This is a genomic window from Streptomyces sp. NPDC059740 (assembly GCF_042733155.1).
GTDB lineage: Bacteria > Actinomycetota > Actinomycetes > Streptomycetales > Streptomycetaceae > Streptomyces.
The window spans coordinates 20,676-33,129 of the sequence record NZ_JBHWGP010000003.1 but is presented as its reverse complement, the minus strand read 5'-3'; the positions used below and the strand labels follow the sequence as shown (position 1 = coordinate 33,129).

The 12,454-nt window shown below is 68.7% G+C and carries 10 protein-coding genes; 7 read left to right on the top strand and 3 right to left on the bottom strand.

All coding sequences use genetic code 11. The annotated features are described in order from the left end of the window. Positions 1 to 269: 269 nt before the first annotated feature. The 6 genes from ACFV3R_RS04845 to ACFV3R_RS04820 all read left to right on the top strand — a co-directional run bounded on the left by ACFV3R_RS04845 (position 270) and on the right by ACFV3R_RS04820 (position 5,764). Entirely contained in the window at positions 270 to 593 is a 324-nt protein-coding gene (locus tag ACFV3R_RS04845) for a WXG100 family type VII secretion target (protein ID WP_385575590.1), read from the top strand. A gap of 115 nt (positions 594 to 708) precedes the next feature. Further along, positions 709 to 999, top strand: coding sequence for a WXG100 family type VII secretion target (locus ACFV3R_RS04840; protein ID WP_385575587.1), 291 nt, complete (start codon positions 709 to 711; stop codon positions 997 to 999). 246 nt (positions 1,000 to 1,245) lie between these two features. Then, the gene (locus tag ACFV3R_RS04835) at positions 1,246 to 2,457 is read left to right on the top strand and encodes a S8 family serine peptidase (protein ID WP_385575584.1); all 1,212 of its coding nucleotides are present in this window, start codon (positions 1,246 to 1,248) and stop codon (positions 2,455 to 2,457) included. 1 nt (position 2,458) lies between these two features. Next, the gene (locus ACFV3R_RS04830) at positions 2,459 to 2,767 is read left to right on the top strand and encodes a hypothetical protein (RefSeq protein ID WP_385575581.1); all 309 of its coding nucleotides are present in this window, start codon (positions 2,459 to 2,461) and stop codon (positions 2,765 to 2,767) included. Positions 2,768 to 2,814: 47 nt separating this feature from the next. After that, positions 2,815 to 4,347, top strand: coding sequence for a WXG100 family type VII secretion target (locus ACFV3R_RS04825; RefSeq protein ID WP_385575578.1), 1,533 nt, complete (start codon positions 2,815 to 2,817; stop codon positions 4,345 to 4,347). 85 nt (positions 4,348 to 4,432) lie between these two features. After that, positions 4,433 to 5,764: a S8 family serine peptidase gene (locus tag ACFV3R_RS04820; protein ID WP_385575575.1), complete on the top strand. Its 1,332-nt coding sequence runs from the start codon at positions 4,433 to 4,435 to the stop codon at positions 5,762 to 5,764. A 264-nt stretch (positions 5,765 to 6,028) separates the two neighbouring features. On the opposite strand, the gene ACFV3R_RS04815 is transcribed toward ACFV3R_RS04820, so the two are convergent. After that, positions 6,029 to 7,141, bottom strand: coding sequence for a PE-PGRS family protein (locus ACFV3R_RS04815; protein ID WP_385575572.1), 1,113 nt, complete (start codon positions 7,139 to 7,141; stop codon positions 6,029 to 6,031). A 292-nt stretch (positions 7,142 to 7,433) separates the two neighbouring features. After that, positions 7,434 to 7,781 carry a WXG100 family type VII secretion target gene (locus ACFV3R_RS04810; RefSeq protein WP_385575569.1) on the bottom strand — a complete coding sequence of 116 codons (348 nt, stop codon included), beginning with the start codon at positions 7,779 to 7,781 and terminating at the stop codon, positions 7,434 to 7,436. Between the two features lie 743 nt (positions 7,782 to 8,524). On the opposite strand from ACFV3R_RS04810, the gene ACFV3R_RS04805 reads away from it, so the two are divergent. Then, a complete protein-coding gene (locus ACFV3R_RS04805) occupies positions 8,525 to 9,052 on the top strand; it encodes a hypothetical protein (RefSeq protein ID WP_385575566.1) in 528 nt (175 codons plus the stop codon). Positions 9,053 to 9,199: 147 nt separating this feature from the next. Here the strand turns inward: ACFV3R_RS04805 and ACFV3R_RS04800 are convergent, their stop codons facing one another. Further along, positions 9,200 to 11,920, bottom strand: a complete 2,721-nt coding sequence (locus ACFV3R_RS04800) for a hypothetical protein (RefSeq protein ID WP_385575563.1) — start codon at positions 11,918 to 11,920, stop codon at positions 9,200 to 9,202. Positions 11,921 to 12,454: the final 534 nt, after the last annotated feature.

Below are 12,454 nucleotides of genomic sequence, written 5' to 3'. Positions count from 1 at the left end.
TGGCGGGTGGAATGGTGGCAATTCCCCCCAAGAGGAACCTTCGCGTCCGCCGATGCACCCCGATAGAATCGGTCGTCGCCGTTCTCTTCCCGAACGGCCAACGCAGCACGCCAGTCGGCATGTTGTGATCCCGTCACAATCCGTGGCCCGCTGTTGGGGGCGGACGTGGGGAATGGTTAAGGTAGCGACAGGCTTCACCGAAGACGCCGCCGCCGGCCGCCCTACCAGCGCCACGCGGTTACACACAAGTCTCATGGGGGACGTTGACTATGGCTGGTCAGCAGTTCACTACCACCGAGGAGGAGATGGTCGCATTCAGCGGCCGTATCGACTCGGTTAATCAGAGCATTCAGGGTGAGATCCAGCGTCTGCAGACCGTGGTCGACACGATCACGAGCGGCTGGAAGGGCCAGGCGGCCTCCTCGTACAACCAGCTGCAGTCGCAGGTGAACGAGGACGCCACCCGCCTCAACCAGCTGCTCAGCGAGATCAAGGAAGCGATCGACCAGACCACGCAGAACTACAGCGCTTCCGAGGAAGAGCAGATGCAGTCGATCCACCAGGTCACCTCCCAGGCATCGCCGTTCGGATGAGGGGGCCGGCCGCGGCAGCGGCCCGCTCGTAGCGGCGGCCGAGCCGGCTCACCCCATGGGCCGGACCGAACGGCGCTGACTCGACCAGACTTCATCAACTCCTCGAGGAGACACCATGTCCGGCCAGATCCTCGTCAATTTCTCGACGATCTCGCAGGCCGCCTCCGACGTGCGCGGAACGGCCAACAACATCCAGAGCCAGCTCGACGACCTCGAGGCCGGCGTCAAGAAGATCGCCGCCTCCTGGGAAGGTTCGGCGCAGGAGGGCTACCAGGCCCGCCAGCGTGAGTGGGACCAGCGTGCGGCGTCGCTCCACCAGACGCTGGAGGCCATCGCCAAGGCCCTCGACTCCGCGGCCCAGAACTACCAGGCCACTGAGCACAAGAACTCCGGTCTCTGGAGCTGATCCGTCGCCTCAACGGCACGGACTCACAACGGCTGAGCAGCCGCCAGGCTCGCACAGTAGTGAAAAGGGCGAGCGCGCTGCACCAGTGCGCTCGCCCTCACGCGTGAGTCCTCTCTGACCCGCTGTACCTCTGTACCTCCAAGGGCAGCGGGCCGCGCCGCCCCATTCCCCTCTGCCCTCGCACAGGAAGAGCACACCACCGTGGCACCTCGCAGCACCCCTCCTCGAACGAGGCACCGTCGCAGGGTGGCCGGTGCGCTGGTCACGGTGGTGTGCGCCACCGGTATGGCCTGCCTTCCCACGGTCCCGGCGTCTGCCGGCACCGTGCCGCTGGACACCGGTGACTGCAAGTTCGGGGGCCCCTGGGTCAAGGAGGTCCCCTGGTCACTCCAGCGTCTGCTGACCGACCAGATGTGGGCGGACGGCAACAAGGGGCAGGGCGTCAAGGTCGCGGTCATCGACACTGGCGTGGACGCCGCCAACCAGCAGATCAAGCCGGCCATCTCAGGCAGCAAGTCCTTCGTGGGAGGCGACGCGAGGCAGGACGAGGTCGGTCACGGCACGAAGGTCGCGGGAATCATCGCGGCACGGCAGATGAAGGCCTCCGGGTTCTACGGGCTCGCGCCCGAGTCGACGGTCCTCGCCCTGCAGACCGCCTCCGACGAGAAGGGCGGTACGGCGGCCCGGCTCGCCACGGCCATCGACTACGCCGTGAAGCAGCATGTGGACATCATCAACATCTCGCAGGGCACCGAGGACTCCGTGACGAAGCTCGGCGACCTCGCCGCCGCTGTCACCAGGGCTGATGCGGCGAACATCCTCATCGTCGCCTCGGCGGGTAACGACGGTGCCGACGGCAAGGTCCGTAAGACCTACCCCGCAGCCTTCGAGAACAAGAACGTCCTGGCCGTGGCCGCCTCCGACCGTAACAACGAGCGCGCCCCGTTCTCGCAGGCGGGCGACTTCGTCGACCTCGCCGCTCCCGGCGTCAACATGGTCTCCGACGTCCCGGACGGCGGTAACTGCGTTGACCAGGGCACTTCGTTCGCAGCGCCGTACGCCGCCGGTGCTGCGGCCCTGGTGGCGTCCAAGGCGAAGGCCGCCGGCAGCAGGTGGACTCCGCAAGAGATCATCTGGCACCTGGAGCAGACGGCGGATCGGGTCCGCCTGGGCCGGGACGACAACATCGGCTGGGGCGTCGTCGACCCGGTCAAGGCCGTCAACGACTTCAGGAAGCCCACCGCCGCTCCGGTGCCCGACAAGAACACCGCGGCCGCCGGCGCACACGTCAGACCGGTGGCCATCACCCTGGGTGAGTCCGCGGAGCAGCGGCAAACCAGGTACGCAATCTACATCTTGGGCGGCACACTGTTGTTGGTGGCCGCCGTCGTGGGCGGCTCCATCGCACTGCGCGACTGGCGCCGCAAGAACGGGATCACCACCCACGGGGAGGCCTGACATGGCGGGGAAAGAGTACGGCGTCGACCTGGACGCCCTCGACGAGGTTGTGCGCAACCTGAACCAGGTGCTCAAGGACATGGGCGACACCAAGGGCAAGGCGAAGAACAACACCTACATGTCGCCCAGCCACTTGGGGACCGGGTTCAGCGAGCGGGATCGACTGCATGAGTCTCATGGCGAGATGAAGTCGTACATCGAAGACAAGATTTTGGCGCAGATCGAGAAGATGATCGACGACTTTGGAAAGAAGTCGAAGAAGACGCACGAGGCTTACACCGAGGCCGAGCACAACAACTCCATGAAGTAATTGAGTGGCGGCGGGTAACTGCAGAATGAATGGAAGAGGGGGACAGCATGACGACTGACGCCGGCGGTGGGGACGGCTACTACCGCTACACCACGCGCTTCAACGCTCACAGCCTCGATGAGTTGAAGGGCATGCTCGACGGGGCCGACCCGGGCGCGGTGCACACCGTGGCGAACCACTGGACCACGTTGCACCAGAATCTGGTCGGGGCGGGTGGCATTAAGGAGCAGTTTCAAAACGCCGTCAACAAAGTTCTGGAGTCCTGGCACGGCGACTCGGCGGACCGCTTCAAGGAGAAGGCCACCGAGATCGTCAAAAACATTGATGACGGTGCGCCCTACGCAGAGCACACGGCTAAGACGATGCATGAAGTCGCCGATACTCTCTCGAAGAAGATGGGGCAGGTGACGCCGGTCGACGATGGTTGGAACTGGAGTGACGACGTTTGGACTTTCGGTCAGATCGACGATGACGATCTAAACGCAGCCTTGGCGACGGGGGCTGACACGCAAGCTCTGCTTGACGCCAACCGCGACAACCTGTCGGGGCATCAGCAAAAGCGACTTGAGGCCGCGGTACATATGCAGGAACTCGGTACTACGTATGTGGCCAAAGCGGCCGCATTGAAGGTGCCGGGTAGCAACAGGCGAGAAGACCGCCTCCCCGACGGCAACGGCAACGGCGACGGAAGTAATGGCGGTGGCACCGACATTATGACGCCACCGATGGGTGGTGGCGGTTTCGGTGGCGGGGGAAGCGGTAGCTTGCGCTTGCCTACCAAGGGCGGGGGGAGCGCTGGCGGTAATGCGAAGATGCCCACCGCGCCCAAGATTCCCACAGTGACGACTCCCGGGATCAGCGGTGGCACAGGAAGCGTGAAGCCTGGTACTCCCACTGTTCACACCGGCTTGGACGGTCTCGGTGACCCCGGCAAAACCACTCCCTCCATCGCCAACCCGCCCGGAGGCGGTGGGGGTGGCCTCAACATTCCTGGCGGTAGGGGCAACACCGGTGGCGGTGGCGGCATCCCGAACGTACCTGGCCCCGGCTTGGGCGGAAGTGCGATTAAGGGGCTTGGCGGATCCGGTGCCCCCAAGGGCGGGATCAGTGGAACTGGAAGCTACAAGGGCGGTACAGGCGTGCCCAAGACGGGCACGACCGGCACCGGTAGCCCGAGCGCGACAGGCGCTGGGCGCGGCAGCACAGGTCGGATGGGCATGCCCGGTATGGGAGGCATGCACGGTGCTGGCAAGGGGGGCGCTGGAGCCGGAGGGGCTGGTGGTGGCAGTCCACTGGCACGGCAAAAGGGAGGTGTCATCGCCAACCCTGGCGCTAAGAGCGGCACTGGGACTGGAGGCTCGCAGGGGGGCTCTGGCTTGCATCGCAGTCGAGGCGGCTCGACGCCAGCGGGTAGTGGCTCGGCTGGTCGCCGTCCAACTGGCATGATGGGTGGTGCCCACGGCGCGCACGGTGCCAAGGGTGAGGGTAAGGGACATGAAGGTGAACGTCCCGACTACCTGATCGAGGATGAAGAGACCTGGACACCGGAGCGCAATATTGCTCCCCCGGTCATCGAGTAGGGCAGTCGGACAGCAGCCGGCTGACGTCGCTTAGGGCCCGTTGCTTCGGCAGCGGGCCCTAACGTGCGAAGGAGATGTGAAGGGCATGGCGTTCGTGCGATCGCTAAGAGCGGCGAGCGGAGCGGTGTTGGTGGGAGCCCTCTTGCTGGGCGCTGCCCCTGTTGCCTCGGCAGACCAAGTCAGAAATGATCAGTGGCCGCTGGAGGCCTTCGGAGCTCAAGACGTATGGAAAGTGTCAACTGGGAAAAATGTCACCGTTGCAGTGATTGATGACCCGGTAGACGGTCAACATAACGATCTAAAAGGAAACGTTCTTCAAGGTACGAGCTTCCTCTCGGGAGGAGGCAGAGGTGACGTTGCCGTTAAAGGGGCGGAACACGGTACTGCTATGGCCTCGTTGATCGCTGGCCATGGGCACGGGCCGAATGCCTCGCAGGGGGTTATGGGAATCGCGCCCGACGCGAAGATCCTTCCTGTTGGCGTTGATCAGGACTGGGGGCCAGCCCTGAGGTACGCGGTTGACCACCATGCACAAGTGGTCAACATGTCTTTTGGTGAAGCTGCTTATTCTGCGGCAGAGAAGTCCGCGGTGCGGTACGCGAGAGAACATGACGTGCTTGTCGTCGCTGCCGCAGGGAATAGCGGGGTCGATCATCTCGGGTATCCCGCGTCGGCGTCTGGTGTGCTCGCGGTGGGGGCTGTAGACGACAATCTGCACGTGTGGAAGTACTCCAACTATGCGTCAAATGTGAAAATCATTGCACCCGGTGTCAACATCCGGTCAGCTAGCCCGGGCAATGGTTACCATCTAGCCAACGGCACCTCCGACGCCGCCGCCTACGTCTCCGGTGCGGCCGCGCTCCTTCGCTCGAAGTTCCCCGACCTGACCGCCGGGCAGATCGCCAACCGTCTGATCAAGACGACGACGATGCCCAGCGACAAGAAGGACCTCAAGCTTCCCGATCCCCATTACGGGTACGGGATCATGCGCCCGTACAGCGCCCTCACGAAGGACGTCCCCGCTGGCCCCAAGGACGGCCCCTTCCCGCCGCTTTCCCAGGCTTCCGGGAAGTCGTCCTCGTCCCCAGGTGCCAAGGATGACGGTGGAACCACCGCGCCCAACCTGAGCTCTGACAGCTCCAGCAGTGGTCTCGTCATCAGCATCATCGTCGGTGTGGTCGTCATCGTCCTCCTGGTGATCGTCCTCATCATCGTGTCGGTCAAGCGCAAGAACCGTCGCAACGGGCCGCCCCCCGGTGGCGGGCCCGGTGGGGGTTGGGGTGGCCCCGGTGGTGGCGTCCCCGGTGGTTACGCTCCTCCGCCCGGTCAGCAGCCCGGTGGTTACCAGCCGCAGATGCCGCCGCAGTACCAGCCGCCGTCCAGCGCGCCGAACTATCCCCCGGCGCCCCCGCAGTAGCCGGAGACGCACGGCTCGCTGCTGGGCACGGGAAGAACGGCTGTGGCCCGCAACCAACCGGTTGCGGGCCACAGCCGTTCCCGGACCATCTTCGGGCAGGGGGAGCGGCGGTGAGGGCCGCCTCTCAGCCCAGGCGTTGGCGTCGTAGGCGCCGTTGCATCTGATGGGCCCTGCGACGGGGCGGAGGCCGCGACCGGTAGGCGGTCGCGGCCCTCGTCTCGGTCTCCGTCGGCACCTCCAGTCAGGCACCGCCTCGCGACACCCTCACCCGAAGACGGCCTTCGCCTCTTCGTAGGCGCTGAAGCCGCCGCCCTGTGCGGGTTCGCCCTCCTGTGCGGGTTCTCCCTGGTCTCCGAGGGCGTTGACCACGCGGGAGGCGTGGCCGCCGGTGTGCTGGTCCAGTCGGTTGACGACGTGTCCCTGAGCGCGGTCGGCCTGGGTGTTGGCGTAGCTGTCGGCGTCCTTGGTCACGTGGTCGACGTAGGTCTGCGGGTCGCCCAGGTCCTTGACGCCGTCGACGTACTCCTTGCCCGCCTTCTTGACGTCGTCGACGTAGCTGCCGGCGTGCTCCTTGACGATGTCGCCGGTCTCGCTCCAGTCGATGCCGTGACGGGCACCGAAGTGGTTCTCGATGCCCTGCGCGGCGAGGTTGCCGGCGATGTCCGCACCGGCGCCGATGGCCTCGTCCTTCGCGGCGCCGACCACGCCGTCCTGCACGAACTTCTTGCCGCCCTCGACGACGCGTTCCTTGACCTCTTCCTTCACGACCTTCTTGCCGTAGTCGAGGGCCATCTTCCTGGCCTCCTTGGAGACGAGCTTCTTCGCCACCTTCTTCAGGGCGTCCATCGTGGCGTGTTCCATCGCCTTCGTCGCCGCGCGCATCACCTCCTGCCGCAGCTTTTGGAGGATCTCGCGCACCGCGGCACGCGTCAGTCCTGTGGCGGCGAGGCCGCCGATCTCCGACAGTCCGAAGGTGAAGACCGCCTCCGCCTGGGCTGCGATGATCTCGGCGGCGAGCATGACGAGTTGGACGATGACAGCGATCTTCGCGGCGAGGATGGCCGCCGCGGCCACGTCGAAGGCGAGGGCGATCACCTCCGCGGCCGCCTTGGCGTCACGGAAGTAGTTGTCCGAGCCGCCGGCGCTGCCGTCGAAGGCGCCCCACTCCTTGCGGAAGGCGTCGATGGCGTCGCCGGAGTTGGAGCCGGTCACCTCAGCCGCGGCGGACGAGCCGCGAGGTGCCATCTGGTCGATCCGGTTCGCGAAGTCCCGCCAGGCCTGGGCGCAGGCGTGGAGCTGGTCCTCGTCCGCCTTCGGCCATTCGAAGCCCAGAATGTCCAGAACCCACGTGAGTTCCTCGGGCAGTGTCAGCGCCACGTTCTCATCCCCGTGCGTGAAGTGGTCGATGCCGTTCTCAGAGAGGGAACGGAGGATATGGGAGCCTCGGAAGGTGCGACGCGTGAGGGAAAGACGCGCGTACGGGACGGTGGTCGCGGTCTCTCATCACGTGCGACCGCCGGGCGGGAAACCCCGCACCCGGGCAGAGACCTCACGGGACGGACACTCGGTAGTTGATGTCCGGTACCTGGACCGTCCCCGGCCTCGCTTCGGTCCCGCTTCGGTCCCGCTTCGGTCCCGCCGAGGCGTCGCGGACCGCTGTGCGGGCGCCTCAGACCGTCGGCTGGGGCACGTCGGTCATCAGGATGACGCTCTGGTCATCGGCGTCGGCGTACTGCTTCGCCATGTCCTGCAGCTTGTCGCCGATGTCCCCGATGCGCTCACCCAGGGAGTCCATGGACTCGAAGAGGCCCGTGCGGATGGGCTCGTAGATCTGGATGAACAGGTCCGCGAAGTCGGCCTCGCCCCAGGTCGCGCCGTCGGCCTCGGTGTCCTTCAGGCCTTCGAGGGTCTGCTGGAGCCGCTTGGAGGCACTGGTGAAGTCGCTGCCCAGGCCGATGAAGACGTCTCCCTGGTTACGGAGTACGTCTGGTTCTACGTTGAAGGTTCCGCCTGCCACATGTCCCCCGGTAGCCGTCGGACGACGCGGTCACCCTCACGGCCGCGCGTCCGGTCTCATCGTGATGTGCGGGTCGGCCGGACTTCCTGTGTGGCCCGTCCGGCTTGAACAGCCCGTCAGGGGCTACAACCTAGAGCGCGGGCGGGGGGTGTTCAAATGGTCCGGGAGCGGGGCAGGACCGACACTCTTGTCCCATTTGATCCCTCCTGTCCCTGCCGTTTATGGGGGCGAATCAGGGCAACGTCAGGCAATGGCAGGTGACTTGCTGTCCGAGATGGTGCGTGTAAAGAGATGGTGAGGATTTTTGGTCATAACCGGACGGCGATGTTTCACCGCCAGCCGGAGCCCCTCGTAACCCGCTTCGGGCGAGGGTCGCCCCGGCCGGGGCACTAGCATGTCGGGCCATGGACGCACCAAGGAGCGAGGACTCCTCCCGGACGGCGACGACCGCAGACACCGCGGCTCGTGGAGCGGCGGGCGCCTCGCACGGGGCGGTCACCGTCGGCGAAGAAGGGCGGTCCCCGGAGCCGACACCCACGGAAGACCTCGCAGTGGGAGCCCCCGACGCTCCGCCCCAGCCCCACCCGGCATCGCCTCAACCCGACACCGATGCGCCGGCGACCGGGCAGAAGGACGGCGCGGTACCCAGCCGGACGACGGCGAGCGGTCAAGTCGCCGGTGACGCGCGAGTGGTGAAGCCCCGGAGCCCTGCGGACGATCTCGCAGCGGCGGACGAGCTCCCCGTGGCGGAGGCCAACTCCTCGACGGACGAGGTTTCCGGGGGCGACGGCGTGTCCGAGGTCGGTGTCGGCGGCCGGTCCGGGAAGGGGTGCAAGACGGCGTCCGAGGCCAAGCCCCAAGCCGGAGAGCCCGAGGCGGTCAAGGAGGCCGGCGGGTCCGCAGCCCGGGGAACAGCAGAGGAAAACGACACGGCTGCCGGGCAAGGGCCGCACACCCCGGCTGAGTTCGGTGAGGCGGACGACACCGAGGAGGTCGTGGACGGTGGCGCAGGCCGCTCGAGGTTGACGCCGCGGCAGGCGCGACGGCTGCGCATGGGCGCCGGCGGTGTCCTCATGGTGGTCATGGCCGTGGTGCTCGTCGTGCGGCTCGCCGCCCGCACCTCGGTGTTGGTGGTCGGTGTCTACGGTGCGGCACTGATCCTGTGCGGCATAGTGATCGAACTGAGCCGGCAGGGCCGCACGCGCCTGGGTACCTGGTTGCTGGTGGTGGGCCTCGCAGCCGCCGTCGTCGCCGACCGACTGCTGCCCTGAGAGGCCACCCGGCCCCCTGACGTCTCTCCGGCCCCGGACGTCTCCCCGGCCCCGAGCGACTTCCCCATCGCTCCGAGCGGCCTCCCCGTACCGCTCCGGGCGTTCCCTCCGCCGCCCGGAGAACCTCCTCTCCTCGATGCCGCTTCCTCAGCGTGCGTGCGAGGCGGCTCGATGCGCGTGCGGTGTGGAGGATCGTTCCCCCACCTGGAGTGCCTTCACCTTGTCGGCGGTCGCCACCACGAGGACGCCGTCGAAGGAGAGGTCGGCTGCGACGAACGTCGGCTGAGCGGGCAGTTCGGCGATCGTCTCGTGAGAGTCCCGGTCCCAGACGCGTACTCCGCCGCTCCCCAACCGCATGCCCAGCGGCGCTTCCTCGCGTAGCGCAGACGTCGGCAGGCGCACGGCACCCGGGTCGCTCTCCACCCGGCCGGACTCGTGCAGACCCTGCAGGAGGACCGCGACGCCCTCCACCCCGTCCCAGAGCCCTGCCGCCGAGAGCTCCGCAGCGAGAGTGACACCGTCGGCCGTCTCCGGGAAGCGGGTGCCCCGGCTGCCCGCATCTCCCGCTGCACCCTCGTCCCCCGGTACCCCCCTGTCACCTGACGCACCCGCCCCACTCGACGCACCCGCCCCACTCGACGCGCCCGAAGCCTGCACACCGGCCCCAGGATCGGTGGCACCAGGGGCACCAGGCGCACCAGGCGCACCCGGGGTACCAGGAGCATCCGACGCCCCCGACGCCCCCGACGCCCCCGCGGCGTCCGGGTCGAGGCGGACGGCTGTCAGCGGCCGGGCCCCAGGCGTGCCTGCCGGCACCAGGAGGGCAACCACCGACCGCGATGCGGCCCCGCCACCCCGGTGCGCGCGGCGCCGGACCGGTGGTTCCCCGGCGTCCGTCGACGGCTTCGGGGGCGAGAGGGGGAGCAGACCGGTTCTGACGGCCGTGACGCCTGAGACGTCGACGCTCCAGAGGGTCCGCCAGGGGAGGTCCAGGCCCAGGCCGTGCAGTGCCTCGGCGTAGGGCTGCAGGCCGTCCTCCACGAACGCCGTCTCCAGGAGTGCCGCCCGGGTGCGGGCCTCCTCCCGGCCGCGGGGGAGGAGCGCGGCCGTGCGCAGGTAGGTACGGGCCGGGGCGCCCAGCGACTCCGGGGGCACCGCGGCCACGGCGGCACGCAGCGGATGGGGATCGGCGTACACGAACAGCGCGGGATCGGTGAGGAGTTGCGGCAGCAGGCCGGCATCGAGGGTGTGACCGGCCAGGTGGTCGCAGACGTACGGGTCGGCGCGGGACCAGTCCTGGCGGGGGACCGACTTCAGCAACGCCATGGCCAACCGGGTCTGCGCCTCCCGTGAGGCGGGCAGGTGGGTGCGTATCTCCTCGGCCAGGGCGGGGTGGACCAGCCGCAGCAACCGCCGGGGCCGGGCCGCGGAGTCGGTGGCCGCCATGTCCCCGGTGCCCGTCACGGTGGCCCCGGCCGGTTCGGAGGTCGGGAGGCCGCCCTCGGGGAGCGCGCCGGGCGGGGTCAGGACAGCGGCCTCGGCGTCCGTCAGCGGTTCACCCGCCGCCTGGTCCTCCGCCGCCCGTTCACCCACCGCGCGCCCGGCCGTCGCCTCCTCACCGACACCGGAATCTTCACCCCCCTCGCCCCCCTCAGGACTCTTCGCCGCCTCGTCCCCGTCGTCGGCGGCTTCCCCGCTCAGGGAACCGGCCGGGGCGCCGGCCCGCGCCGCCCCGGGGACGGCCGAAGGACGCTCGCGGAAGCCGACGCGTTGGACGAAGGGGGCCGCCAGCGCGGTGACGCTCGACAACTCCTTGCCCAGGTCCCGTTCGGCGACGACGTGCGCCAGCGGGCCCCAGAAGGGCGCCGGCAGGCCCTCGCCCTCCGCGAAGGCCAGCGGGGCCAGCAGCAGACGGAGCGTCTCGGCGTCCGTACCCAGCCGGCGGGCGTGGAAGTCGAGTGCCTCGCCGGGGGAGGCGGGGAGCTTCGGCGCCTCGGCCAGGTCGAAGTCCTCGGGGCCGAAGAGCAGCGAACGCACCGTGAGGTGGGCGGTGAGGCGGCTGCCGCCCGCGCCGGCCGCCACCGCCTCGGCCAACGCCGACCTGGCCGCAGCGTCCTCGGCGAAGGGCAACGACCGGCCGCCGCGCGCCGGGTCGAGGGCACCGGCCGCCTGGTCCACCACTGCGCGGGGATCGGCCCAGCGCTCCTCGTCGAGGTCGACGACCTGGGCCTGTCCTGCGGGGAGGGCGGAGGTCAGCTCTGCGGCCAGGTCCCGGGGCACTTCCGCCAGCAGCCGCACCGAGCGGGTCGTGGCCAGCCGGCGCAGTACCTGACGCACCAGCCGCTCCGGTTCACCGGCGGCGCGCACCGGCCCGGCGCGGTCCACGTCCGGCACCACGATCGTCACCGGCCCGGCCGCCACCGCCAGCCGCGTGAAGACGTGCTCGGGACGCGAGACGTGCATGCCGAGCCGCCGGGCGATCGACCACAGGAGGTCCTCACCGGTCCGGCCGACGACCTCGGGCACCACGGGGGCCGGCATGTCGGGCGGGATCGTCGTCGGGTCCATCCGGTTGACGGGCAGCCGGGACCGCTGCTCGGGGTCACAGAGCATCAGGAAGCCCGTCAGCAGGCGCGAGCGCCCGCTGCCGGGGCTCCCGGTCACGGCGATCACGCGGGGCGTGCCCGGCCACTCCATCCGCCACGCGGCGAGCGCCCGCAGTACCGCGGTGCGTCCACCCACGTAGGGGTGCGGCAGGTATCCGTCCGCCGCGCTCTCCCGGTCCGGGGCGCCGGACGCCTCGGCCCGTGAACCGACCGCCGCGGACGTGCCGGAGTCGGCGTTCGGGTCACCGTGTGAGGCGCTCATGACTCCCCTGTTCTCCCGTGGGACTCCGACCGGCGGTCAAACGGTCCCGACGGGCGCGATCCTAAGGCCCACCGCACGACGGGGGAGCGGCCCGGTGGCCGTGACGTCGGCCGTGGACTGGGACCACCGCAGAGCTGTCCGCGGTTCCCCGCCGCCCGCGTATCCGCCACGAGGATGGCGCACGGGCCGCAGGGCCGACGTAAGGGCTCCGGAAGGCGCGAGGAGGGAAGGCGGAAGAAACCGCGACGAGCAGGAAACGAGGAGAAAGGGACCGGAGGGGCAGCGCGAAACAGGAGAAACGGGACTGGAGAACGAGACAGAGAAACAGGATGGGAGGAACAGGGGACGAGAAACAGGGGACGAGAAACAGGAGAGAAGAACGGGGGCGGGAAGGACATCGGGCAAGGGGACCGGAAACGAGAAGGGCCGCGGGTCGGATAGACCCGAGGCCCCCCCAACCCCCGCCGCCCCCCCCACCCGGCGCCACACCGCCCCCCCCCCCCGGAAATGCACCCGTTGCCGCAGAGGGGGGGA